At 53.4% G+C, this 24,930-nt stretch carries 19 protein-coding genes; 9 read left to right on the plus strand and 10 right to left on the minus strand.

The features are described from left to right. Positions 1 to 25 precede the first annotated feature (25 nt). From dcm to KIS77_13775, 3 genes are read left to right on the plus strand one after another with little or no spacing between them, the layout of a single operon-like run. Positions 26 to 1,219: a DNA (cytosine-5-)-methyltransferase gene (dcm, locus tag KIS77_13765; GenBank protein ID MCW5923406.1), complete on the plus strand. Its 1,194-nt coding sequence runs from the start codon at positions 26 to 28 to the stop codon at positions 1,217 to 1,219. Beyond that, complete coding sequence (locus KIS77_13770; protein MCW5923407.1) at positions 1,209 to 2,183, plus strand: hypothetical protein; 975 nt, start codon at positions 1,209 to 1,211, stop codon at positions 2,181 to 2,183. Before dcm ends, KIS77_13770 begins: the two co-directional genes overlap by 11 nt. After that, a complete protein-coding gene (locus tag KIS77_13775) occupies positions 2,176 to 2,520 on the plus strand; it encodes a hypothetical protein (GenBank protein ID MCW5923408.1) in 345 nt (114 codons plus the stop codon). The genes KIS77_13770 and KIS77_13775 overlap by 8 nt, the downstream gene beginning before the upstream one ends. 22 nt (positions 2,521 to 2,542) lie before the next feature. Here the strand turns inward: KIS77_13775 and KIS77_13780 are convergent, their stop codons facing one another. Next, positions 2,543 to 3,031, minus strand: coding sequence for a XisI protein (locus KIS77_13780; GenBank protein MCW5923409.1), 489 nt, complete (start codon positions 3,029 to 3,031; stop codon positions 2,543 to 2,545). 327 nt (positions 3,032 to 3,358) lie between these two features. On the opposite strand from KIS77_13780, the gene KIS77_13785 reads away from it, so the two are divergent. The 3 genes from KIS77_13785 to KIS77_13795 all read left to right on the plus strand — a co-directional run bounded on the left by KIS77_13785 (position 3,359) and on the right by KIS77_13795 (position 5,432). Beyond that, entirely contained in the window at positions 3,359 to 3,580 is a 222-nt protein-coding gene (locus tag KIS77_13785; GenBank protein ID MCW5923410.1) for a hypothetical protein, read from the plus strand. Between the two features lie 133 nt (positions 3,581 to 3,713). Beyond that, complete coding sequence (locus KIS77_13790; GenBank protein ID MCW5923411.1) at positions 3,714 to 4,016, plus strand: PIN domain-containing protein; 303 nt, start codon at positions 3,714 to 3,716, stop codon at positions 4,014 to 4,016. Positions 4,017 to 4,283: 267 nt separating this feature from the next. Beyond that, positions 4,284 to 5,432, plus strand: coding sequence for an FAD-dependent monooxygenase (locus tag KIS77_13795; GenBank protein ID MCW5923412.1), 1,149 nt, complete (start codon positions 4,284 to 4,286; stop codon positions 5,430 to 5,432). Positions 5,433 to 5,579: 147 nt separating this feature from the next. On the opposite strand, the gene icd is transcribed toward KIS77_13795, so the two are convergent. Next, a complete protein-coding gene (gene icd / locus KIS77_13800; GenBank protein ID MCW5923413.1) occupies positions 5,580 to 6,845 on the minus strand; it encodes an NADP-dependent isocitrate dehydrogenase in 1,266 nt (421 codons plus the stop codon). Positions 6,846 to 6,948: 103 nt separating this feature from the next. On the opposite strand from icd, the gene hutH reads away from it, so the two are divergent. After that, positions 6,949 to 8,442 (plus strand): histidine ammonia-lyase, encoded by a 1,494-nt coding sequence (gene hutH / locus KIS77_13805; protein ID MCW5923414.1) that lies wholly within the window; start codon positions 6,949 to 6,951, stop codon positions 8,440 to 8,442. Between the two features lie 127 nt (positions 8,443 to 8,569). On the opposite strand, the gene KIS77_13810 is transcribed toward hutH, so the two are convergent. From KIS77_13810 to KIS77_13825, 4 genes are all read right to left on the minus strand, one after another. After that, entirely contained in the window at positions 8,570 to 10,051 is a 1,482-nt protein-coding gene (locus tag KIS77_13810) for a hypothetical protein (protein ID MCW5923415.1), read from the minus strand. Between the two features lie 187 nt (positions 10,052 to 10,238). Continuing rightward, positions 10,239 to 11,597 carry a hypothetical protein gene (locus tag KIS77_13815; protein MCW5923416.1) on the minus strand — a complete coding sequence of 453 codons (1,359 nt, stop codon included), beginning with the start codon at positions 11,595 to 11,597 and terminating at the stop codon, positions 10,239 to 10,241. Between the two features lie 279 nt (positions 11,598 to 11,876). Beyond that, the gene (locus KIS77_13820) at positions 11,877 to 13,739 is read right to left on the minus strand and encodes a BamA/TamA family outer membrane protein (GenBank protein ID MCW5923417.1); all 1,863 of its coding nucleotides are present in this window, start codon (positions 13,737 to 13,739) and stop codon (positions 11,877 to 11,879) included. Between the two features lie 219 nt (positions 13,740 to 13,958). Further along, positions 13,959 to 15,011 carry a sugar phosphate isomerase/epimerase gene (locus KIS77_13825; protein MCW5923418.1) on the minus strand — a complete coding sequence of 351 codons (1,053 nt, stop codon included), beginning with the start codon at positions 15,009 to 15,011 and terminating at the stop codon, positions 13,959 to 13,961. A 262-nt stretch (positions 15,012 to 15,273) separates the two neighbouring features. Between KIS77_13825 and upp the strand changes: the two genes are divergently transcribed. Further along, the gene (gene upp / locus KIS77_13830) at positions 15,274 to 15,921 is read left to right on the plus strand and encodes a uracil phosphoribosyltransferase (protein ID MCW5923419.1); all 648 of its coding nucleotides are present in this window, start codon (positions 15,274 to 15,276) and stop codon (positions 15,919 to 15,921) included. A 9-nt stretch (positions 15,922 to 15,930) separates the two neighbouring features. Here the strand turns inward: upp and KIS77_13835 are convergent, their stop codons facing one another. Together KIS77_13835 and KIS77_13840 are read right to left on the minus strand one after the other, a co-directional pair. Further along, a complete protein-coding gene (locus tag KIS77_13835; GenBank protein MCW5923420.1) occupies positions 15,931 to 16,995 on the minus strand; it encodes an undecaprenyl/decaprenyl-phosphate alpha-N-acetylglucosaminyl 1-phosphate transferase in 1,065 nt (354 codons plus the stop codon). A 193-nt stretch (positions 16,996 to 17,188) separates the two neighbouring features. Continuing rightward, a complete protein-coding gene (locus tag KIS77_13840) occupies positions 17,189 to 18,967 on the minus strand; it encodes a T9SS type A sorting domain-containing protein (protein MCW5923421.1) in 1,779 nt (592 codons plus the stop codon). Positions 18,968 to 19,215: 248 nt separating this feature from the next. Between KIS77_13840 and KIS77_13845 the strand changes: the two genes are divergently transcribed. Continuing rightward, positions 19,216 to 19,839, plus strand: a complete 624-nt coding sequence (locus tag KIS77_13845) for a DUF4294 domain-containing protein (protein MCW5923422.1) — start codon at positions 19,216 to 19,218, stop codon at positions 19,837 to 19,839. Between the two features lie 14 nt (positions 19,840 to 19,853). On the opposite strand, the gene KIS77_13850 is transcribed toward KIS77_13845, so the two are convergent. Then, positions 19,854 to 21,950, minus strand: a complete 2,097-nt coding sequence (locus KIS77_13850) for a tetratricopeptide repeat protein (GenBank protein MCW5923423.1) — start codon at positions 21,948 to 21,950, stop codon at positions 19,854 to 19,856. Positions 21,951 to 22,008: 58 nt separating this feature from the next. After that, complete coding sequence (locus KIS77_13855) at positions 22,009 to 24,930, minus strand: DEAD/DEAH box helicase (protein MCW5923424.1); 2,922 nt, start codon at positions 24,928 to 24,930, stop codon at positions 22,009 to 22,011.

The raw sequence follows: 24,930 nt of genomic DNA on the forward strand, positions 1-24,930 counted from the left end.
TTTTAAAATTTGGGAAACAAATTAGATGGTGAAATACTCTGAAATTCGGAAAAAATTAAAACTTGATCAAGCCAAGACGAGGGCTGATTGGGGTTTGGCCAGCGTGACCCATTTTCTTCAAAACAGGGAAAATGGGGCGGCGCATTATTACAGCCAAAATGCAACTGAGTATCTATCGAAGTTTGATTTGATAGCTGAGCCATGTTTCCAATACGAACTTCCTATTGAGTGGGATGTTCCATTCCCTCCCCCCCAGCAGCCTAAATTCAAATTCATAGATTTGTTTGCAGGAATCGGAGGGCTAAGACTCGCGTTTCAAAATATCGGCGGCAAATGCGTTTTCACTTCGGAATGGAACCCTTTCTCACAAAAAACTTATGAGGCAAATTTTGGAGAGGTGCCATTCGGAGACATCACGAAAATCAACGAACAGGAAATTCCAGCTCACGACATTTTGCTCGCAGGCTTCCCCTGTCAGCCATTTTCGATTGCAGGGGTGTCAAAAAAGAAAAGTTTGGGTAGAGAACATGGTTTCAAAGATAAGACACAGGGTACCCTATTTTTTGACATTGTTCGCATTTTGGAAGCCAAACACCCAAAAATATTTCTTTTAGAAAACGTCAAAAACCTCGCTACGCATGACAAGGGAAATACCTTTCGCGTGATTCATGGTACGCTGAAAGAATTGGGTTACAATGTTCATCATCGCATATTAGATGGCAAATACTTCGTGCCGCAACACCGGGAACGTATTGTCATAGTAGGATTTCGAGAGGATATTTTCAAAAGGGAAGAAAAATTTGATTTCCCGGAGTTGTCTATCGCAGACTGCACGATTAAAGAAATCCTTGAACATACAGTCGAAGGAAAATATACGCTTACCGACAAGCTTTGGACTTATCTGCAAGACTATTCGCTCAAACACAAGGCCAAAGGAAATGGATTTGGATTCGGCTTAGCAGACTTTGACGGCGTTACCCGGACGCTCAGTGCCAGATATTACAAAGACGGCTCCGAGATACTTATTCCTCAAAAAGGGCAAAATCCTCGCCGACTGACTCCGCGTGAATGTGCGAGATTGCAAGGTTTTCCCGATCATTTCATTATACCTGTCTCGGACAACCAAGCGTACCGCCAGTTTGGAAACTCCGTTGTCGTGCCGCTCATGCAAGCTGTGGGTGCCAACATTGTAAAAGCCTTGAACGCCCATGAATCTTGAAAACCTCAAATCTGCTTTCGCCACACAGGGTTGCCAAAAATTGTACGTCAAGAAATTGGCTGCCAATGACAGCTCTAAAAATCAGGTTTATCTGGGCGGCAGCTTCGACATTTTGAACATTTTTCCCGTGTCGGAGGTGTATGCCGACTCTTCCGGCGATTGGGAGCGAGACCGTTTCAAAGCTGATGTGAACTTCTATTGGCTCACAGAGGGCGGCAATCTTTCTCCAGCACCCAAAGCGCAGTTTATCATTTATCCCAAATATCCCGAGGTTCGGTTTTCGGGTTTTCTGGCAGGGAGTGAAAATCCTCCTTCTGAACTTATGACCCAAAGGCTTCCGGGAAGGTTGCTTTTTTTGTCGCCTAACAAGGAAGGCAGGATTATCGGATATGTCTCATCTCCTGATTCTCAACTTGCCCAAGAGTTTGACCACTTGGCGGAAACCCAGTCATATGGCGTGTTTTCTGTGATTGAGTTGGCTTCAATCGCCAACAACCGTCAAAACCTAATTGCAGAGTTGACTCGAATTCATTATTTGGGCTGGATTCACTCAAAAAGATTGAACAGTGCCGGAGAAATCCTCCCGTGCCTTGCCCCGCAATGTGTGGGCTACACCCTTGAAGCAGAGCTGGGTGTGCGCCCCAACAGTTACTCCGAACCGGATTTTCTCGGTTGGGAAATCAAGGCATTTGGGGTGAAGAAATTTGAAAAATTTGCGGGAAGTGTCATCACACTTTTCACTCCAGAGCCAAACGGCGGGTTTTACGGAATACACGGATTGAGCGCCTTCGTGCGGAAGTATGGGTACTGTGACCTCCGAGGGCGGGAAGACAGAATCAATTTTGGAGGCATCTATAAGGTAGAAAACACGCATCCGAGAACCAAGTTGCGGTTGGAAATCGTAGGTTTTGACCATGTGAGTGGAAAAAATATCGGATTCCAATGGAAAAATAACTTTGATTGACCAAGACGACAATGAGGCCGCCACTTGGTCGTTTGCCGCATTGTTGAAAAAGTGGAACGCGAAGCACAACCAAGCTTGCTATGTTCCAGCAAAATCTGCACAAAACCCTTCGAAACAGTATCATTACGGCAACCAAATCATTTTAGGCATAGGCACCGACTTCCAATTGTTCTTACAAGAAATGTCGGAAGGGCATATCTACTATGACCCGGGCATAAAAATTGAAAATGCCTCTACGGCCAATCCTCGTCCCAAAGGGAGAAGCCAGTTTCGTATTAAGTCGGGCTTTCTTCCAAATCTGTATAGGAAGAGCGAACAGGTAAATTTGTCTGAATAGTATTGAGGGAATCATCGTCCTCTCAAGCCGCCGCCCCCCGCAACTCCACCGGCAAATACGCATACACCAAATCCCCCTCCGCGATGCCCGAATCCATCAACTCGTAGCCGATGGGCAAGTCGGTGCGGTTTTGTTGCACCCACACTTTGTCGCCGATGATATCGAAATGAAAAACAGCGTAGTGGACGTGCTTGCCGTCCTGCCAGCCTACGCGCACCAATTGGTAATGGTGATTTTTCGTGTCGAGGAAAAGTTGATTTTGTACCTCTTTGAAGTTGGCGGGCTTGATTTTGGCGTAGTCCCCCAGAAAGGAAACAATCGCTTTTTGATACTTCAGAACTTTATCCATTGACTGACTTTTTTCTGCCGAAATGACCACCCTTTCCGCTGCCAAGTCAATTTGAAATTCCGTACCCGGTGTCTGAACGGCAAGAGGGTCGTCGGTTATTGTCCAACCATCGCGTTCGAGCGCGTTCCGCACAGCGTCGTGGTAGTTGTCTTTTCTTGTCATGGGCTTTCGTTTGGGCAAAGATATACTTCGCGCCGTTAGGTTTTGGGCATGGCTGCAATCGCAATCTACTAAAAATCAAGAACATCAATCATGTTCATCTAACAAATCCTAGCGAATCAAGGGATAAATCAGAAAGGCATTTCGCTCAAACAGACGAACAAGGAACTCATCCTCGTGCAGGACGAGGTGCGGAGTTTGAAGGCCGTGAAGGGGGTGTTGGAGCAGGTGGTTTCGGCGACCAAGTAACGTCAACCTTCTGGTTGGCGACCAACCGGGAGGTTGGCATTACTTTGAAGAAAGTCTATTTTTGTAGCAAAATTTTGAAAGATGGGAGCACAAACTGGCCCGATGAGCAACCTTCAATTAGAATTGCTCAAACTCTACTCCACCAATTTGTCCGAGCAACAACTGCTGGACATCAAGCGAATATTGGCGGCTTACTTCGCTGAACAGATTGACCGCGAGATGACTGCCTTGTGGGAGGAAAAAGGCTGGGACGATTCGACTATCGAAAAATGGAAGCACGAGCGGCTGCGCACTCCTTACTAATCTCGCCTTTCCATGCGCATCGTGCTCGACATAAACGTTTTGCTCATCTCTCTCCCGGTTGGCAAAAAGTACCGTCCCATTTTTGATGCACTGAAAGCCGGGATTTTCACCCTGCTCGTCCGTCACCAACGAAATCCTCATCGAGTATGAGGAAAAAGTTGGCGAAAAAACTACACCGGAAATTGCTCAAAACGTCGTTCGCCTGCTGCTCAACTTACCGAATGTAGAAAGAATCAGCAACATCTACTACCGTTGGAATCTCATCACCAACGACCCTGACGACAACAAATATATCGATTGCGCGGTGGCCGCCAACGCCACTTACGTTGTTTCCGACGACGCTGACTTCCGTGTTTTGAAACGAACGCCCTTCCCGCCTTTGAATTTGCTTACTTCTGACGAATTTTTGGAGTTGCTGCAAAGCAAAGACACTTGATGCACAGGACGCGGTGCGGAGTTTGAAGGCGGTGAATTGGATGTTGGAGCAGGTGATAGAAGGGACGAAGCAATAACGAAAAGTTGACAACAAAGCCTGCATTTGCCTTTAAGCCACCCTTCCCCCATCTGTTATGTCAAACACCCACCTAAACGCACCCAGACGTTACACCATTCGATTTTCATGGCGCAATTTGCCACTTGTTTGACGCAAAATACGTCAATTCAAAGAGGCAAGCATTAAGACCTTTGTCACAACGAACAAGTTATGAAGCAATACACCATACTTGGCGGCGGCATCGCAGGACTGACCGCTGCCATTGCCTTGAATCAAAAAGGCATACGCCCCACGGTTTTTGAGGCCGCAGCCGACATCAAGCCGCTCGGCGCGGGGCTGCTGCTGGCCGCCAACGCAGTAAAAGGTTACGAACGCCTCGGCATCGCCGAAAAAATCGTGGCACGGGGCCATGCCCTGCCCACGTTCAGCATCCTCGACCAGCGAGGCCGCATCATCACTACCGCCGATGCCGCAAAAATCGGACGGCAATACGGCCTGCACAATTTCGCCATTCACCGCGCTGACTTGCACGACGCACTACTGGCTGAGTTGGCACCCCATCAGGTGCAGACAGACAAACGCGCCATGCGCGTCGAAAAACAACCTGACGACAGCATCGTGATTCATTTCGCCGATGGCTCCGCACACCGGACGGATTATCTGGTAGTGGCAGAAGGGATTCACTCGGCGGTTCGCCGCCAGTTGCTCCCCGATTCGGAACCGCGCTATGCAGGCTACACTTGCTGGCGGGCGGTCATCGAAGCGCCGACCGCCTTGGCCGGCCTTTCCGAGGCATCGGAGACTTGGGGCGCGAACGGGCGTTTTGGCATCGTGCCGTTGGCAGGCGGGAAAATCTACTGGTTTGCCTGCGTGAATGCCCCGCAGAACGACCCAAGTATGCGCGGGGCCAAAGTCGCCGACTTACAGCGTTTTTTCCAAAAATTTCATCCATCCGTGAAGACCATTTTGGAAAACACCCGTGATGCCGACCTGATTTGGAACGATATCATTGACCTCAAGCCAATTGGAAAATTTGCTTTCGAGCACATCGTACTCATCGGCGACGCGGCGCACGCCACCACCCCCAACATGGGGCAGGGCGCGTGTCAGGCTATTGAGGATGCGGTGATTTTGGCTGACGAGTTGGGGAAAAACGCCGACCCTGCCGCTGCGTTTGCAGCATTTGAAAAGCGCAGGCTGGCACGTACACATTTCATCGTGAACAACTCATGGCGGCTGGGGAAAATCGCCCAACTGAACCAGCCGTGGCTGGTCGCTCTGCGCAACGCGCTGTTCCGGTTGGTGCCGGAGCGCGTGAACGAGCAACAATTGAAAGCCTTGCTGAAAGTGGATTTTTGAGAGGTTGCCTAAACTTATACCTTGACTCGCCACGATTTGTCAGATGCGCATAATTGCCATCCTTGATTTTGAGCGGACTGCGCTTTTAACCACGCTGAAAACTTGGCAGCGTGAGGCATGAGATTAAGCAACCTCTTGGAATTGACCTTACATATTGGCAATGATTTCGGAGCCGAATTCAGAGCACTTCAGTTTGGTAGCGCCTTTCATCAGGCGTTCAAAGTCGTAAGTGACGCGCTTTTTGCGAATGCTCCGCTCCAAACCTTTGACGATTAGTTTGGCGGCTTTGTCCCAGCCGAGGTATTCGAACATCATCACACCTGAAAGGATGACCGAGGAAGGGTTCACCATGTCTTTGCCTGCATATTTGGGAGCCGTGCCGTGCGTGGCCTCGAAGATGGCGTGACCGGTGAGGTAGTTGATATTGGCACCCGGCGCAATGCCAATGCCACCAACCTGCGCGGCCAAAGCGTCGGATAGATAGTCGCCGTTGAGGTTGAGCGTGGCTACCACATCATATTCTGCCGGGCGGAGCAGGATTTGTTGGAGGAAAGCGTCGGCAATGCTATCCTTCACAAGCATTTTGCCTGCGGCAAGGGCTTCGGCTTGGGCTTTGTTGGCGGCATCCTCGCCTTTCGATTCCTTGATGCGGTCGTATTCAGCCCATGTGAACACGCGGTCGCCATACTCGCGTTCGGCCAATGCGTAGCCCCAGTCCTTGAACTTGCCCTCGGTGAATTTCATGATGTTGCCTTTGTGTACGAGCGTCAGCGATTTGCGCTTGTATTTGAAGGCGTATTCCAATGCCGCTCGCACGAGGCGCTCCGTGCCTTCGATGGAGACGGGTTTGATGCCGATGGAGGAGGTTTTTGGGAAGCGTATTTTTTTGACCCCCATTTCATTTTGAAGAAACGCCAGCACTTTGTCGGCTTCGGGAGTGCCAGTTAGATACTCGATGCCCGCGTAGATGTCCTCGGTATTTTCACGGAAAATGACCATGTCCACGAGGCCGGGTTCTTTCACGGGCGAGGGCACGCCCTTGAACCAACGCACCGGACGCACACAGGCGTAGAGGTCGAGTTGTTGGCGAAGCGCCACGTTCAGCGAGCGAATACCGCCGCCCACAGGCGTGGTGAGCGGGCCTTTTATGGCGACTTTATATTCGTCAATGACTTTCAAGGTCTCATCGGGGAGCCAGTTGCCTGTTTTGTTGAAGGCTTTTTCACCCGCGAGCACTTCTTTCCACACGATTTTCTTTTTGCCGTTGTAAGCTTTCTCCACAGCCGCGTCGAGCACGCGCACAGAGGCGGCCCAAATATCAGGCCCCGTGCCGTCGCCCTCGATGAATGGGATGATGGGGTCGTTGGGGACTTTCAGTTTGCCTTTTTTGATGGTGATGGTAGAACCTTGCATTTTTGAATGGTAAGTTAAGAGTGGTGAGTACTATGTTGCAAAATTGGGGCGCTAAGGTAGAGAAATGCCTTAATTTTGCCGCCCGAACTAAGCAACAAACAAAGTGCACGAAATCAGTCCTGACCATTTTTCCCTTGAAACCATTCGCCAAATTGTACTCGAAAGGCATCCGTTGGCCTTGTCAGAAGCATCTGCCCGCCGCATTCATCGCTGTCGGGAATATCTCGACCACAAACTCGCCCAAGCGAACGAACTCTTCTACGGCATCAACACGGGATTCGGCTCCCTTTGCGACATCCGAATCTCCGAGGAAGACATAGAGCAATTACAGCACAACCTAGTGGTGAGTCATGCGTGTGGCACAGGCGACTTGGTGCCGCCCGATGTGGTGCGCCTCATGTTGCTGCTCAAAATTCAGAGCCTCTCCTACGGTTACTCCGGGGTGCGAGAAAAGGTGGTGCGACGCCTGCTCGATTTTTACAATGCCGACATCCTGCCTGTTGTGTTTGAGTTAGGCTCGCTGGGCGCTTCGGGCGACTTGGCTCCGTTGGCGCATTTGAGTTTGCCGCTCATTGGCCTTGGCGAAGTATGGCACGAAGGGCGCAGGCAACGAGCGGATGTGGTGTTGCAATTGCGGGGTTGGCCCCCGTTGGTGTTCAAGGCCAAAGAAGCATTGGCCTTGCTCAACGGCACACAGTTCTCAGCCGCTTATATGGTGTGGTGTCTGATGGAAAGCCGCCGACTGACCCAAATAGCCAACATGAACGCAGCTATTGGCTACGATGCGTTCAACTGTCGCTTGTCGCCACTCGACGCACACATCCATCAGATTCGCCCGCACAAAGGGCAGTTGGAGGCAGCACGGAACGTGTTGCAATGGCTTGAAGACAGTCAAATAGCCCCGAAGGAAAAAACGAGCGTGCAGGACCCCTACGCTTTTCGATGTGTGCCCCAAGTGCATGGTGCCAGCCTCGACGCGCTGGCGCATATCGAACAAATGCTCCTCACCGAAATCAATGCCGTGACGGACAACCCCAACATCTTCCCCGATGATGACTTGATTCTTTCTGGCGGAAACTTTCACGCGCAGCCGCTTGCGTTGCCGCTCGATTATCTGGGCATCGCATTGGCCGAGTTGGGGAGTATCTCCGAGCGCCGCGTCTATCAATTGATAGGTGGTCAGCGCGGCCTCCCCCCATTCTTGACCGACGACCCCGGCCTCCATTCCGGGATGATGATTGCACAATACACGGCGGCTTCCATCGTCAACCAAAACAAGGGGCTTTGCACACCCGCCTCGGTGGATAGCATCATAAGTTGCAATGGTCAAGAAGACCATGTTAGCATGGCGGCGAATGCTGCCACAAAGGCTCGGCGCATTGTGCTTAACTTGGAAAGGCTTTTAGCCATCGAGTTTATGGTGGCCATGCAGGCGCTGGAGTATCGGCGACCGTTGCGCTCGTCGCCAGCCATTGAGTCAATGCACGCCCGCTATCGGGCGGTGGTGCCTCGTCTGGGGCACGACCGCGTTTTGCACGACGACATAGAGGCCACGGTGGTGTTTTTGCGAAAAGCGATGTTGGATGCACACGCTTGATGCTGGGAGCAAAAGAATGGGGAAGATTTGTTTGTTTGGGGGCTTGGGGAGGCTTGACATGTTTTTTACATTGCACTTGCCACCGACGGCCTCCCCAAATCCTCAAATCGCCAATGTTCAATCCCCCCTAAAACCTGAACCCCAAGGTCAAAGCCACATCATTGAAGGCGTTGTCAGTCAGCACGGTGGGGGCACCTACACCTGGGTTCACGATGCCGTCGCCCGTGAATCGGCGATATGCCACGTCTATGAAAAACGATTGCGCCCTGATGCCTGCCCCCAGCGAAAAGGCCGTGGTGAAGCCTGACTCTCCTTTTTCGGGATTGCCCAACAGATTCAAGCCTGCGCGAAAACGAAACTGTTCGAGCGCCAGCTCTCCCCCCAAACGGATGTTGGCAGCCGTTTGGTAGTTGCGCCGGATTTCGTTGTTCAGTTGCCGCTCAAGTGTTTTGTTCTCGTTGTTGGACACATTGGAAGTAAAATTGTATCGGTTTGCGGTGTAATCCACCCACTCCACATCGGCGCTGATGAAGCCGTATTTTTTGAATACAAAAGCAGTGCTGCCGATAAATCTCCACGGCGTGCGCAATTTGTAGTCAAAAACCCCATCGGGCGAAAGAAGTGTTTGCCCTTTGTAAGAGCCGCTTCCATCGCCATAGTCGTAGGCAAACGTGTTGCTGTAGTTGTCAGTCAAGCCCAACGCGGTGGGGGTGTGAAAGGCAACGCCAAGCCGCATCATTTGATTCACGCGATAAATCATGCCCATCTTGAGGTTGATGCCGATGCCTTCCGTCCGCAGATAATCGGTGTAAACCAACCGACCAAAATAAGGGACATTGCCCTCCACATCGCCGCCGGGGTCTCTCTCAACGTACTCACTTTCGAGGCGATAGTTCACAAACGGTACGCCCACCGTCACCCCCACCATGAGTCTTTCATCGTAGTTTCCGGCAAAAGAAAGCGCCATCTCGTTCATGCTGCCGAAGGTGGTGACGGTCTGCGAATGTTCAATCGTCGCATTCTCGTATCCTTCAAAATCATAAGTGAATCTGCCGTCCTGAAAATACAAGGCTTGCGCGTCCCAGGCAAGTTGCGACCCAAAGGGGTTGAGGTCGTCGTCGGTGCCTCCGTTGTTGAACACTGCTTGTGCGTCGTCGAAGAAACCTTTCATAATGGTGCCCGGCGCATCGCCAAAGTAGTAAATCGCTTGATTGTAGTTGTTCATTCGGTTGAAGCCGATGCCTACGTTGAAGGTCTTCCAACGACCCGTGCGAGGAGTGGTGTTGAACACCAAGCCCAAATTGTCGAAGCCAAAGGCGCTCCTGCTTTCGTCCACTGCCGGATTGCCCGGCAAACGGGCATCGGTATTGGCAAAGCGAAGGCTGGGTGTCGCGGTAAATTCATTGGCACGGAAAAGGGCCAAGCCTGCCGGATTGCTGCTTATCGTGCCGAAATCCGCGCCCAAAGCACCCATAGCGCCGCCTACGCCCATGTATCGGGCCGTTCCGCTGGGTTGCAGGAAAGAATATTTGAGGACATCGCTGGCTGTTTGCGCCAACAGTGTGGCCGACATCAACAAAAGGAATGTCGGCATTAGGTACCGTTTCATAGTTCGTTGATTTAGCAGTAGTTAAAATAAGCCGAAAGGGGAAGTTGTTCAAGGAAACGCATCCAAATATCGTGTTTTTTTCGAGAGCACCCGCTTCGGCCTTTTTGAAGGGCAAAGAAAATGGGTGGAAGAAGGTGTTGGTACCAATTTCCACCCATTCACAAAAAAATTGTTGGCGAAAGGAATATCAGTTGCGGCCACCGCCTCGGCTACCGCCACCGCCGCCGCCTCGGCTACCACCGCCAGAACTGCCACCGCTCGAGCCACCGCTGCTGCCCCGGCTGCCGCCCGAAGAGCTCGGGCTGAACGAACGGCCACCACCATCAGAGCCACCGCTGCTGCGGCTGGGCCGAGCATCAGAACCACCACCGCTGGGGCGCGACGGGCGCTCTTGCACCGATGGGCGGTCTTGCGTGGAAGGACGGCTTGGGCGAGCGTCGGAACCACTCGGACGAGTGTCAGAACCGCTTGGGCGCGAAGGCCGGGTTTCTTGTTGTGATGGCTGCTGGCGCGAAGGGCGCGTCTCTTGCGAAGGCTCGCGCGAAGGGCGCGTCTCTGCCGCCGGGCGACGGCTGGGGGTCTCGTTGCCAGAGACTCCTTCACGGCTCGGACGGTCGTTTCTGCCTTGCTGCACGCTTTCACGACCACTCGTGGAGGCAGGGTTTCTGCTCACCGCATCGGAAGTGGGTCTGCGTTCCGTGGCGGATGGCGACACACGCTCCACTTGCTGGTCGGCAGGCGTTCTCACCGATTCGCGGCCATTGGTTCGTGGCCGCATCTCCACTACCGGAACATCTTTCTCGGCAGTAGCCAAGCGTCCGTTGGAGCCGGTGTTGCTGGCTATGCGGGCAAAGCCCGACGAGTTGACACCCGTGCCTCCGCGACGCGGGCCTGTGTAGGTCTGCGGGCGGTAGCCATTGTTGTTCCAGTTGTTGTTATTGTTGTAGTAGTAATTGTTGTTGACCCACACGTTGCCGTAGTAGGGGTTGCAACCATTCCACGTCCAGTAAGGGTCGTAGAAATAGTTGTTCCACACGAACGGGTTGTTCCACGCATTGTAGCCGCCCCAGCCCCAGCCTGCGTTCCAGCCCGTCCAGCTATTCCAGCCAAAGCCGAAACCGCCCCAGGGGTTCCACGGATTCCAAGCGTTCCAAGCGTTCCAGCGTTGCCAGCGGCGCCATCTCCAATAGTCGTTGTAGCCGAAAGTGTAGATGGAAGCGCCCGGCAAAAAGAACGGGTCGTAATAGTAGAGGTCAACGAAGAAAGGGTCGTAGTAGTCAATGGCACGCACCGGGCGATGGAATCGGCGGATACGCGACGAGTACTCGTACGCATAATCGTCTTCTTCATAGTAATAGTCGTCGCCATTGTAGCGGCGAGTGACGTTGTTTGGCTCTTCGTAAGTCTCTCTGTACGTCGTAGTCGAACGCCTTGTGTCGGTTGACGGGTCGTAGTAGAGGTCGTCTTGTGCTTGGGCCGGCATGGAGAGTGCCAGCGCGAACAGCGCGACGAACATCCAAATCAATGACTTTTTATTTCCTTTCATGGTGTGAAAATTTTTTGTGCGCGTTCTGTTGCGCCATGATTTGCAGGGTCAAAATTAGAAGGTTTGCGTACTTTTTTTGGTTAAAACCGATTTAAAGTGAACGACTTTAGTCCGTTAAAGTTCGCTTAAACCCACCGAACCGCAAAAGGCAATTGTTAAAAACTTTGCTTTCAGACAAAATTGGGTGTCGGCGGTTACTTTTTAAACAAGTGTTTAACCGAGATTTAACGGCGTTTGCCCGCATGAACTTGCTTCACTGGCGAAGTTAGGTCAATCTTCTTAAAAGAGGCTGACATACCCAATGTGAAATTTCACTGCCCGAAAATCCAGTGGGTCGGCGTTGTCTCTTTTGCCTACGGCGAGGCTGATTCCGAAGATGCCGGCCGGTGTCTCGAATGTCAGCCCTCCGCCCATGCCCAATGGGCGCAGGAACACGCGGGCGCTGTTGGTCACGTTTTCCACATAGCCATAATCGCCAAAGGCGGCGAGGTACGAGTTGAGTCCGAGCAGCAAGCGCAGTTCCGCCGTAGTCACCACAAAGCGCGAAGCGAAAATGCTCTCCTCATCGAAGCCACGCAGCAATTTGTTCCCGCCAAGCCGATATTGTTCATTGTTGTACACTGGTCTTTTTGAAAAGATGCCGCCGCCGCGCACGGCCAGTTTTAAAGTGGTGCGTTGAAAAAACGGGACATAAGCCTCTGCTCTCCCTTCCACGCGGTATCGTGCTTGCCTGACGGCCACCGTGTCGTAAAGGCTTGCGAAACTAAATAGAGGGTCGTCGGGGTCGCGCAAATTCTCGATTTGGCTGTTGCGGCGCACGGTATTGAAGCCTGCCAACGAACGCACTTGCGCCGCCCAACCTTGTCGCGGGTTGAAACGATAGTCCAGACGAGTCAACCCGACCTCAAAACCATAGCCATTCTGCCGAAAGTCGAGATTGGGTGGAAGCAGGCGGCTGCGCAACACCGCGCTTGTGTCCACTTTTTGGAGCGAAGAGGTTTTGTTTTCCCAAAGCAACTTCACATAATCGCCCCCGACGAATAGATAGGACACGCCCAGCTCCCCTTGCGCGTCCACCCATGTGCTGTCGCGGCGAAAAATGTTGAGTCGCCCATCCACGCCAAATGGCGAACCGAGCAAATAGGGCACGCCCGCTTGCACGTCGAGCTCTTGAGTTTCTGGCCGCAGCCGCTCGAACTCTGCGGCAAATCGTTCGCCGAAGTTGAGCGCATTTTGAAAGGCCGCGTTGAGCGAGCCTGTGAGCAAAAGCCTGCCGTCCGTCGCGTCGGGTTGAGGCAACAAGCCTATGATGAAGTCGAAGCGGCTGGCTTTTTTTTTCTGCAAGAAGAGATTCACGGTTGCCTCCCCTACTTCCGATGGGCTGGTTGTTCCAGTAGAGGTGGTAGGCTTGCCCGAAAAAGTCACGGTAGGATTGCCCGTTGTTTCCAAAAACAACAGGGTGCGCATTTGTTCGCGGAGGCGCAACACTTGGGCACGGCTGTAAGGGCTGCCGGGTTTCAAGCCCAAATAGTTGGGCAAGTAAGCGGCTGGCAATTTCACGTCGCCGTTGATGTTGATTTGTTTAAAAACAAAAAAGCGCCCGCGCTCGATTTGCAACATCGCCGATACGCCGCCGTCGGGTGCTATCTCGATACTATCGAGCCAGACGCGGGCGAATGGGTAGCCGTTGTTTTCGGCCTGTTTCAAAATGTCTTCCTGTAGTCGCAGCACCGCGTCGTGGCGCAAAGGCTTTCCCTCGAAGGATTTTTCCCGAAAGCCTGCGGCGCGAAGCCATTCCTTGTTGTCAAACAAAACAGGCCGAAGCGTCAACCAGCGCATTTCGGGGCCAAGGTGCAGCGTCGCCACAAAAAGACGAGCGGTATCGTCGCCCGTGGGTTGGCGCAAAGTATCAATGGAAGCGGCGAGGAAGGATTGTTGTCGAAAATGCTGGAGCAAGTCGCGGCAAAGCGGGACAACGGAAACTGAATCGTCGGGTAGTTCAAACACCGCGACACCCGGAAACTCTTCTACTGGTTTGAGGCGAAAATCATTTATTTTTTCAGAAAAAACAGCCTGCTCGGTAGCGGCAATATGCAGGCTGAGCGTGGTTTGGGAAAGAAGAAAACAAAGGGGGCAAAGCAAAAAAGAGAGGGATAGAAATGCGGTTCTTGTTCGCTTTTTTTTGCTTTTTTGTAAAAATCCATCCGCGCCACGGCGAGTTGCCACCCGCTTGCGCCTTCGCAGCGTGGACGGATTTTTACAAAATGACCAAGTTCGCATCATATCGCCCGCTATGACGCACACGAAGCGCCGATGGTTGCGTCGAGCGTAGGGGCGCATGGCTCAATGATGCCTTGTCAATCACAGACCAATGATTTTCTTCAACAGCGCCTCGTCCACCGCCGCGCCGGCGAAGTCGTCGAAAGCCCGCTCGGTGACTTTGATGATGTGGTCGGCGATGAATGGGGCTCCTTCGCGGGCACCTTGCTCCGAGTCCTTGATGCAACATTCCCATTCCAACACTGCCCAACCGTCGTAGTCGTATTGGGCAAGCTTGGAGAAAATAGAGGCAAAATCCACTTGACCGTCGCCGAGCGAGCGGAAGCGCCCGGGGCGGTCCACCCAGCCCTGATAGCCGCCATACACGCCGCTTTTGCCCGTTGGGTTGAACTCTGCATCCTTGACGTGGAACATCTTGATGCGCTCGTGATAGAAATCAATATATTGCAAATAGTCAAGTTGTTGCAGCACAAAATGTGAAGGGTCGTAGAGAATGTGGCAACGCGGGTGATTGCCAGTGGCCTCCAAGAATCGCTCGAACGTGACCCCGTCGTGGAGGTCTTCGCCGGGGTGGATTTCGTAGCAAAGGTCAACGCCACATTCATCGAACACGTCGAGGATGGGTCTCCAGCGGTTGGCCAATTCCTTGAAGGCGGCCTCCACCAAGCCCGCGGGGCGTTGCGGCCAAGGATAGACGGTGTGCCATATCAACGCGCCCGAAAAAGTGACGTGGGCGTTCAGCCCAAGATTGCGGCTGGCGCGAGCGGCGTTTTTCAAGGTTTGGATAGCCCACTCGGTGCGGGCTTTCGGGTGGCCGTGCAGGTGCGGCGGCGCGAAGGCATCGAACATGAGGTCGTAAGCGGGATGCACCGCCACGAGCTGGCCTTGTAGGTGGGTGGAGAGCTCGGTGATTTGCACGCCGCACGCCTCGACGCGACCTTTGAGGTCGTCGCAGTACGTCTTGGATTCGGCAGCCTTTTCGAGGTCAATCAGTCGGCTTTCCCAAGTGGGTATCTGCACGCCGACGTAGCCAAGCGAGGCGGCCCATTTGCAAATGGGTTCGAGCGCGTTGAACGGTGCTTTGTCGCCCATGAACTGGGCCAAGAAAATAGCAGGACCTTTTATCGTTTTCATGCAAGAAAGATGTGTTTGATACGTCGAGCAAAGAAAGGGAATCTGTTGCCTTCACCGACGAATAAATTTGGGCAAAAAAGGCAAGAGGCATCGCCGTGCCAACGTTGGTGTATGAAGGTGTGGCCGCCAATATCCAATGCGGCAAGCCCTGTTTTTCTCTCGAACAACCTACCTTTCACCCCTCAAAAAAAGTGCTTTCACCGAGGCCCCTTTCTGAATGGGACGTGTCGAAAGTTTTGCTCAACCAACAATCGCACTCGTCATGGTTTTCAATCTTTCCGAAAAAAACTCTATTGCCAACCAGTTCATCGCCGAATTGCGGAACGTGGAAATTCAAAAAGACCGGCAGCGTTTTCGCCGCAATTTGGAGCGCGTGGGCGAAGTGCTGGCCTACGAAATTTCTCAAACGCTGCAATATGAATTGTACGAAGTGGAAACTCCCCTCGGCGTGTCGCCCGTCATGTTGCCCGCGCAGCGCATCGTGTTGGGCACGGTATTGCGTGCCGGCCTGCCCATGCACCAAGGGATGCTGAACTATTTCGACTCGGCGGACAACGCTTTCATCTCGGCCTTTCGGAGGCTTCACAAAGACGGCTCATTCGATATCCAACTCGACTATGTGACCACCCCCGACCTCACCGACTGTGTGCTCATCCTCAGCGACCCCATGTTGGCTACGGGGGCTTCCGTGAACGTGGCCTTGCAGGAGCTCCTGCGCTTTGGCACACCCGCCGTCATCCACGTTGCCACTGTCATTGCTAGCACGGCAGGTCTTGATACCGTTCGCAGGCGCTATCCCAGAGCCACTATTTGGGCAGGCGCCATAGATGAGGAATTGACCGCAAAGTCATACATCGTCCCAGGCTTGGGCGACGCGGGGGATTTGGCTTACGGGAACAAGCAACCGTGACGAATTGCCTCAGAGAAGAGGCGGCTCGTTGGTTTTGCGGTTTCTGGAAAATTGCTGAAGTGCGAACATGAGCAGGAATATCAACACGATATCGAGCACCAGCAAGGTAGGTGTACCCAGCCAGTCGAGCATGATAGTGAACACCACGAACAAAATGTTGATGGCAAGTAAAATGGCCGTTGCTTGTGTGTGGCTGCATCCCAAATCGAGCATGATGTGGTGGATGTGAGTCTTGTCCGGCGAAAAGGGCGAGCGCCCTTGGAGAATGCGCTGCACGAACACCCGCACGGTGTCGTAGAGGGGCAAAATCAGGATGCTGACGGCGATGGCGGGGGAAGAATGGAAGGTGCGAGCGGATTGCACCGAGGCGAGATGGTTCATCTCGATGAAATGGATAGACAAAATGGCGCAAACAGTGCCGATGAGCAGCGACCCCGTGTCGCCCATGAATATCTGAGCGGGCGTGAAATTATATTTCAAAAACGCGGTAATCGCTCCTGCCAAGGAGAATGCCACAACTGCCAGGGCTGGCGAATGAATCGCATAGAACCAAATTCCCAAACTCACGCAGGCTAACAAGCCGATGGAGCCAGCCAAACCGTTGATGCCGTCAATCAGGTTGAAAGAATTGATAATCGCGATAATGACGAGCACGGAAAGCACAAAACTCGTCAACTCGGGAAGATCGTGCACCCCAAACACCCCGTAGAGACTGCTGATGCGCACATCCGCCTTGTAGGCGAGAATAACGGCCACCAACAACTGCGCGGAAAATTTTTTGTAAGGGGAGAGTGGAAGCAAATCATCGAGGGCGCCGATAAGAAAAATCAACACAAACGCAGCGAGAATGTATTGCAACACGCTGAACGAATCCAAAGGCGTCCACAGCACCACGGCGCAAATCGTGCCCGCAAATATCCCGATGCCTCCCAAGGATGGCGTCGGCTCCTCATGGGAGCTTCGCTCGTTGGGCCGGTCGTAGATGCGGCGCTCTCGTGCTACCCGAATGATGACCGGGATAATCGAGAACGTGAGCGTGAAGGCTGTTATGAAACCCAAAATAATGGCGTACATGGGAGGGGAGCCGGGATGATTTGGCGGTGCAACTTTCGGGAAGTTCCCCCACATACCGTAATTTGATAGACTTAATTTAAACAAAAAGCCCCACAACTGCCTGTTTCGAGCAATTGCGAGGCTTTTTTATTCCTTGACTCACCACAGCCACCAAGACGAGGGCGTTCCCCTCGCCTGAGTAGTTACAGTGATTTTATTTTTTGAAAAACTTCAACACCTGCACTTGGTCAGCCTCCCGCAGGCGAAGCCAGTAAATGCCTGGCGCGAGGTGTTCCACGGGCTCTTCCAATCGGTTGCGTCCTTTGTCCCAGACAAGTGTCTGTGTGCCAAGCACCCGCCCGTTCTGGTCAATGATGTCCATGAACCCATTGAAAGGGGCTGACAAATCTGCCATCAATGACAAGGTGGAATGGCTCACCGGGTTGGGGAAGAGCTGGAAAGCGCCACTTGCCTCCCCCACCTTCACGGCCTTCACGCCGAAGTTGGTCGTTTGCCCGTCGAAATCCACTTGGCTCAAGCGGTAGTAGTTGAGGCCGGGGTAGGGTCGAAGGTCGAGCCATTCATAGCGAGTGATGTCGGTGGAGAATTGGCGGCCCGACACTTTTTGCACCATTTCAAAGCGTTTGCCGTCTGCCGAGCGCTCCACCATGAAGTAGTCGTTGTCTTTTTCGTTGGCGGTCTCCCAAGTCACCAGCACTTGGCGTTGCTGATAGGGCTGCACGTCAAATCTGGTCAGCGTCACCGGGGCGGCGAATTCATACACATAGTTCATGCACTCCATGTCCTTGACCCCGATGGGGTTGCAGCAAGCGGGGTTCATGTTTTGGTTGGGGTAAGCGGCGGGGTTGAGGTGGTCCATTCGGTAAGTGTGCGTCATCTCGTGGATGAGCATGAGCTCATAATCGCCTGCCGACAGGCACTCGAAGGTGCCATTGTTTACCACCACAAAACCCAAGAGGGCATTGTTCCAGGTATCTCCTTTATATTGGTGCGTGGCAGAGGAAAGATAGCTCCCCCCGATGGCCAACACGCCGGCGCAATTGTTCAGGTTGGCAATCTGGTTGCAAGGGTCATTCAGAAAAATCAAGGTGGTCTGGAAGCCATTCAGCCCGTTCAAAAAACTCACGAAGTCGGCACCCGTCACGGTACCATCCGCGCAGTTGGGGGAAAAGGAGGTTTGTCCAGCATTGCTTGGGTCTATGCCGGGATAGTTGGCGACCATTGTGCCCAGCACCGTGCTCAGCGTGGCATTGAAGCCGGCAGGCGCGTCGGTTTGTTCGTAATAGACCTCGACGCTCTGGTTTTGCCAACGGCAAAGACTTCCGCTTCCGGGCAGGATAAAATCGCAGCCAGCAGGGAGGGCGCGTGATTGTGGAAAGTCGCTGAGCGAAAGCCCGGTCAGCGCCGAGGAGGCATTCCAAGGAAGCGCGCCGCCGCTTGCATATTCCCGCAGCAAGTGCATGAGCTCTTGAGCGCGATACACGCCAACTGGCTCGGGCCGCACGCCATCAGGGCGCGACACGAGCGCGATACTCAAGCCTTCCGCCAGCGGTGCCAAAAACTCCTGGTCGCCAATGATTTTTTTCTCAAAAACATAGTAGGAAAAGGTGATAGGGCGCCAAGCATCGCCCACACGGTGCAAGAAGAGCAAATAAGTGCTGCCCACTTCCGGCACAAAATCGCCCGCAATATCCACGAAATAATCCCCCATTCGGTGAGAGTGCTGGCGCAGCGTGAAAGCTTCGCCCGGGCGCAACGCGCCTTTTGCGGCCTCTTCCACCCGCAGCCTACAGTCGAAAAAAGCAAGGGGGCCAGCAGTGGTCGTGAAGTCGCTTTCCACCGTTGCCAACACCACCGCCTCGCTGCTTTGGGCCGCTTCGCCCAGATGTTTGAAGGGAATGACCGAAGTGGCCGAGAGATGGTTGGAGAGAAAAAATAGAACAAAAGGTAGGTAACGAAGGAAGTTTCTCATAGTAGATATGGTTTAAAAACGGATAAAGGTAAATCCATGTGCAACTGGAAAACACGCCCATTTGTGCATATCGAACGACAAACCGCGATTTTTTTGAACTGCTGGTTGTCGTTACATTTGGGGCGGCGATACGTCTCTACCGCGCATTTATCGCAACGTGTTTGATAAAAAACAGCGGCGACGAAATGATGAAATGCCTTCCCAAACGTTTATAGCGACGAAGAAGGCACACAAGCCCAAATCTTAACATGAGCACCCACCATTTACTTCCCTTTATCGCGCTCTTGCTCACCGTGCCCTTGTCGGCGCAATCCTCCTTTCCTCGCACCGACGACACCCTCTCCCGGAGCGGCGGTGCTTGGGCGCGCATGGAGGTGGAAAATGGCGACACCACTTTTGTCATGTCGCTGTGGCCCGTGCGCATCGCGGCCAAGCGCAACTTCAAAGACCTCGACGAGCAGCGCCAATACTATCGCTACCTCCGCGCTTGTCGGAAAGTTTACCCTTACGCGCTGCAAGCCATTGAGTTGTACGAACAGATTCAGGAAGAAACGCAGGACATGAACAAGGGCAAGCGTCGCAGGCACATTCGCCGCGAGCACAAGGAACTGAAGGAGGATTTTAAAGAGCAAATGAAAAACCTCTCCAAGACGGAAGGCAAGGTGCTGATAAAAATGATAGAGCGCGAGCTGGAAAAACCCTTCTTCGACATCATCAAAGAAACACGCGGCGGCACAACGGCAACTTACTGGAACACGATGGGCAAGCTGTATGGCTACGACCTGAAAAAGCCTTACAAACTTGGCGAGGAGCCGCTGCTCGACGATGCGCTGCTTGACTACGATTTTGGCAACCCGCTCCAGCACTATTAGACTCGTTGAGGCGCTTAGCCATTGACGAAATACATCGCTATTTCCCCTTTGTTTTTTGCGACCAATTTCCCCCGAAACGTGCAGTCGAACAGGTGCTTCACCTGCTGATGCGTCGTTTCCGAGATGTTGATTTTGCCCGGTTCGCTGTTTTGCTCCAGCCGTGCCGCGGTGTTCACCGTGTCGCCCCAGATATCGTAGGCAAATTTGTGGCTGCCCACCACGCCCGCCACCACCGGGCCAGTATGTATGCCGACCCGCATCTCAAAGACGGGCTTGCCGGCGACAGCGTTTTTTTGCATGAGCGTATTGAGGCCATGCAGCATTTCGAGGGCGGCTTTCACGGTATCCACCGGGTGCGTGTCGTTGGGAGTAGGCAGGCCGCCCGCGCACATATAGGCATCGCCGATGGTCTTGATTTTTTCCAAACCATATTTGACCACAATGGCATCGAAAAGGCGAAAACAGTCGTCGAGCAGCGCGATGAGCGACTCCGGCGACACTTGCTCCGCTATTTTGGTGAAGCCTTTGAAATCGGTGAACATCACGGTGACGGACTCGTAGCGCACGGGCTGCACGGCGTTGTGCAATTTCAACTCCTCCGCCGTTTTTTCAGGCAAGATGTTTTTGAGCAAACCATCGGCGCGCTCGCGCTCGCGCTGAATGGCGGCGTTTTTGGCAGCTAGCTCGCGGTTGGCGCGGGCGCGGATGCGGTTGCGGTTGAATAGCAGACCAGCGAGTAGCATGAGTGCGACGGCACCGCCCAACAGGGCGTATTGGCGAATGCGGGCGGTGGCGATTTCGGCTTCCTGCACACGCAATGCCTGCTCCTGTTTCTCTATTTGCTCTTGTTTTTTTCTATCGGTAAAAAACGCCTCTTTTCGGGCATAGTCTCCCGTGAGTTTTTCGTTGAGGAGCGTGTAGCGCAAGCTGTCATAGCGCACCCTCCACTTGTAGGCAGTTGCAAAATCACCCATGCCCGAATACACTTCCGAAAAGTCTTTGAACGCTCTTTGCAGGTATTTCAAATCGCCGCTCTCCCGCGCTATGTCGTGATAGGTTTTTGTGTATTTCAGTGCCTTGTCGAATTGCTTCATGCGGCCATAAGTATCGCCGAATACGTTGTACACCTCCATCAGAGCTTGCGTGTCGCCCGATTCAAGGCATATCTTTTCGGCCTCTCGCAAATAATCAAGGCTTGTCTGGTAGTTGCCGAGTTTTTTGTGGGCATCTGCCAAATTGGTGTAAACTTGCGCGATGCCCGATTGGTTGTCCATTTTTTTCCAGATATCCAATGCCCGCATGTAGTAGGGAATGGCTGCGTTCGACGAATCCTTGTTTTTCAGTTCGTCGAGCGCGTTGGCGTAGTCGGTGAGGGCTTCAGCCAAGCGGCCTTCGTCGTTGAGCTGTTCTCGCAGTTTGAGCGCCTTTTCGTACCACGGGATTGCTTCGGCGTAGCGGTCCAATTCGAGCTGGATGTGCCCCAATTGCGTGAAAGCCTTGGCGATGCCATCTTGGTCGTTGAGCCGCTCCAAATAAAAGAGGGCATCCAGAATCTGGCTTTGTGCCTCTGGGTAAGAGCCAGTCTCTATGTAGACGCCTGCGATATTGACAAACGCCCGCGCGATTTTGGCGGTGTCTTGAAGGGTCTTCTGAATGTCAAGATTCCGATTGTGGAACGCCAATGCCGAGTCGAACCGCCCCATATACTCATACAGTACGCCCAGATTGTTGTAGGATGAGCCGATGTCGCGTTTGTCGCCCAAACGGCGGCGAATGTCAAGCGCCTTGCGATAGCAAATTTCTGCTTGCGCATAGTCGCTTCGAAACTCTTCCACCACACCAAGCCCGTTCCACGCGGCGGCCTCGCCTTTTGGGAACTTCAATCGTTGCGCCAGCGCAATCGCCTCGTTCAGTTTGTTGGCGGCTTCGTCGGTGTGTGTCTCATTGATTTCCCAAGCCAAGTCAATCAGGAGGTTGACGCGATGAGTGTCCTGTTTGGCTTTTTCCAACAGGCGGGCGAGCGAGTCCGCCACGGGGTTTTGGGCGAAAAAACCAGCAGGCAGCGCGAAAAGCGCTGCGAGGAAGGCGTTTTTCCAAAACCATTTTTTCATGGGTGCAAACTACGGAGTTTGTGGCAATGGAGGGGTTAAAGAGACTCCGATATTCGCCTCAATCCAACAGCATGACCACATCCTCTCGGTCCAAGGAAGGATACTCGGCTCCCGACGCGAACAAATCCTTGCCAAGCGCCCGCTTGCGTTCCTGCATCTGCACGATTTTCTCCTCGATGGTGTCGCGGGCGATGAACCGTATCGCCGTCACCGGATGCTTGCGCCCGATGCGGTGGGCGCGGGCGATGGCTTGGTCTTCTTTGGCGGGGTTCCACCAGGGGTCGAGCATAAAGACATAATCGGTTGCCGTGAGATTGAGGCCAACGCCACCGGCGCCGAGGGTCATCAAGAAGGCTTGCACCGAAGTGTCGGTCTGAAAACGCTCCACTTCGCGGGCGCGTTCTGGCACCGGCACATCGCCCGTAAGCCAAGCCAGCGGCTGCTTGTCGGCTTCCATCTTTTTCCTGAATATGGACAAATGTTGCTCAAAGGAGCTGAAGAACAGCACCTTGTGGCCAGCCTTGCGAACCACATCCCATTGGGCCAGCACGTCGTCCATTTTGCCGCTGGGGCCGGCATAGTCCGCATCGGTGAGCAGGGGGTGATTGGCCAACTGGCGCAGCCGGGTGAGCGCCTGCAAGGCCATGAGCCGGGTTTTGGGGTCGTCGAACAAAGAGAGGATTTCGTTGCGGGCGGCGGATTTCACCTGCTCGTACAGCGTGCGCTGCGCGTCGGGCATTTCGGAGAAAAAAATCTGCTGCGTCAGTTCGGGCAAGTCTGGTGCGACCTCTTCTTTGGTCCTTCTCAAAAAAAACGGCTTCACCCGGCTGAACAACCGCGCCTTTGCCTGTTCGTCATTTTGTTTTTCGATGGGTGTTTGGAACTGTTCCCGGAATACCTTGTAGCTGCCCAACGTGTCGGGGTTGATGAACTCCATCTGTGTCCATAAATCGGCTAACGAATTCTCGATGGGCGTGCCGGACAGCGATATTTTGTGGCGCCCGCGCAGGCTGCGCACCACTTTGGAGACTTCCGATTCTCTGTTTTTGATTTGCTGGCTTTCGTCCAGAATGATGAACTGCCACTCTATTTTCCCTAATAAGGCCAAATCCTGTCGGGCCGTATGGTAGGTGGTGAGCACCACGTCGTGGCTGGCGAGTGCGCGGGCATCCTTGAGTCGTTTGGGGCCGACGTGTGCGTACGCAAAAAGCGAGGGGGCAAACTTTATGAGCTCTCGCTGCCAGTTGAACACCAGTGAAGCAGGTAGTATGATGAGTGCGCGGAGCGGTCGCAATTCGGCGTGATGGGGGGTAAAAATGTCCAACTGGCGATGGGTGGCTTCTGGCGCGGCATCAGCCGATGCGTTCCTGTTTTCTTTGGCATACAGCAAGACCGCAAGCGTCTGCAGGGTTTTGCCCAGCCCCATGTCGTCGGCGAGACAAGCGCCAAAACCATGTTGATAGTGCCCGATGAGCCATTTCACGCCCGCCATTTGATAGGGGCGCAAATCTGCTTTAAGGCTGTCTGAAGGTTGGTAGTCAATTTTTTCAGGGTCAATATCGGGCAGTTGCACCCCGTCCGTTTCGGGCAGGCTTTCTTGCAGGACGGTATAGAGCGCCTTTGGCAAACGCAGCTGTTCGCCCTGTTCCTGCACCGCTCCGGCAAGGTCGGCGTAGCGGGCAAACCATTCGTCGGGGATGAGAAAAAAAGTGCCGTCGGGCAGGGGGAAATAGGGGTCGGCGCGGCGCAGGTTGGGCAGCAGTTTTTGGAAAGGAAACGAGTAGTCGCCCACCGTGACGCGGCCATGCACGTCGAACCAATCGCCCGCCGCTTCGGAGCGCACACTTATATCGGAGGTGGCGAGGGCGAGCGTTTTGCCCGCTGTTTGCGGGGCGCTGATTGAAAAACCAGCGGCTTCGAGCATCGGGCGGTGGCGCACCAGAAAATCCAATATGGAAGCGAGGCCGCCTCTGGTCGCCTCCGGTGTGGCAAACAGGGCACCCTCCGCATTCAGCCCCGTTTTTTTCAAAAAATCAATTTGCTCGCCCTCGGCCTTTTCATTTCGGGTAATAAGATGCACCGCGACTTCGCCTTGCTCTCCTTGCGGAATGTCGAGCGAGGTGACGCGGTCGCGGCGGTCGCCATGGACAAACTCAGCGCCGCCGTATTCAAAAACAGGGCGCAGCAGCCAGCGATTTTCCAATACATTTTCTACTGCCTCGAGGCGCGTGACACGCAGGTTGTCTGTCTTTTTTATTTCAAAACCCTCGGCTTCCACGCGGCTGCGGCGGATGCTTTTTTCAATAAACTTGAAATATGCCCGCTCTTTGTCGGGCGGGATTTGCACCGCGTCTTTTTGCCGAAAAGGCCTCACCATGTTGCCATTGATGCCCGGCACCCGGAATAGGGCATAGTCTATGAGCAGCCAAGCGGGGTCAGTATTGGTGAGTGGCAACACGTTGTGCTCGCGGAGATTCCAAGTTTTTTCCTCCGTGCCGAGTTGCAGGCGGTATTCGATGCCTGCGCTTGTTTTTTTGAAAAAAAGGTGGGGAACGAGTGGCTCGCGAGCGAGGACGATTTGCACATCCTTCGCCCACGATTTGCGTTGGAGGTCGAGTGTGAGCGGCAGTTGGTGTTGGGTGATTTGGGTGAAGAAATCATCCAACTGGTTGAAGATGAATCGCTCGACCACTTGTTTGGTGTCAGTGTCGGCCAACAGCCGAGCGAGCGGCACAGTGGTTTTGGCCTTGGGTGGTTTGTATTTTGCTTCCAGCGATTTAGGCTCCAGCGCCTCTATGATGCCCAGCAGCCGAGCGGCTGGAACGGTGATTTCGATGCCGTATGATGCAAGGGTGGCCGATGTGGCTTGTTTGACAAAATATCTCAACTGCCCATCCGCATCCGCCTCGACAATGTAGGCAGATGGCAGGCAAAGCGATTCGTTGAATGATTGGAGGTTGAAAACGATTTGGTGGGTCAT

The organism is Saprospiraceae bacterium (assembly GCA_026129545.1).
Classification (GTDB): Bacteria; Bacteroidota; Bacteroidia; order Chitinophagales; family Saprospiraceae; genus M3007.

Bases quoted from the DNA above. Each gene is read 5' to 3' on its own strand.
- dcm (MCW5923406.1), top strand. From the start codon at position 26: ATGGTGAAATACTCTGAAATTCGGAAAAAATTAAAACTTGATCAAGCC.
- KIS77_13770 (MCW5923407.1), top strand. From the start codon at position 1,209: ATGAATCTTGAAAACCTCAAATCTGCTTTCGCCACACAGGGTTGCCAA.
- KIS77_13780 (MCW5923409.1), bottom strand. From the start codon at position 3,031: ATGACAAGAAAAGACAACTACCACGACGCTGTGCGGAACGCGCTCGAA.
- KIS77_13785 (MCW5923410.1), top strand. From the start codon at position 3,359: ATGGGAGCACAAACTGGCCCGATGAGCAACCTTCAATTAGAATTGCTC.
- KIS77_13795 (MCW5923412.1), top strand. From the start codon at position 4,284: ATGAAGCAATACACCATACTTGGCGGCGGCATCGCAGGACTGACCGCT.
- icd (MCW5923413.1), bottom strand. From the start codon at position 6,845: ATGCAAGGTTCTACCATCACCATCAAAAAAGGCAAACTGAAAGTCCCC.
- KIS77_13810 (MCW5923415.1), bottom strand. From the start codon at position 10,051: ATGAAACGGTACCTAATGCCGACATTCCTTTTGTTGATGTCGGCCACA.
- KIS77_13815 (MCW5923416.1), bottom strand. From the start codon at position 11,597: ATGAAAGGAAATAAAAAGTCATTGATTTGGATGTTCGTCGCGCTGTTC.
- KIS77_13825 (MCW5923418.1), bottom strand. From the start codon at position 15,011: ATGAAAACGATAAAAGGTCCTGCTATTTTCTTGGCCCAGTTCATGGGC.
- upp (MCW5923419.1), top strand. From the start codon at position 15,274: ATGGTTTTCAATCTTTCCGAAAAAAACTCTATTGCCAACCAGTTCATC.
- KIS77_13835 (MCW5923420.1), bottom strand. From the start codon at position 16,995: ATGTACGCCATTATTTTGGGTTTCATAACAGCCTTCACGCTCACGTTC.
- KIS77_13840 (MCW5923421.1), bottom strand. From the start codon at position 18,967: ATGAGAAACTTCCTTCGTTACCTACCTTTTGTTCTATTTTTTCTCTCC.
- KIS77_13845 (MCW5923422.1), top strand. From the start codon at position 19,216: ATGAGCACCCACCATTTACTTCCCTTTATCGCGCTCTTGCTCACCGTG.
- KIS77_13850 (MCW5923423.1), bottom strand. From the start codon at position 21,950: ATGAAAAAATGGTTTTGGAAAAACGCCTTCCTCGCAGCGCTTTTCGCG.
- KIS77_13855 (MCW5923424.1), bottom strand. From the start codon at position 24,930: ATGACCCACCAAATCGTTTTCAACCTCCAATCATTCAACGAATCGCTT.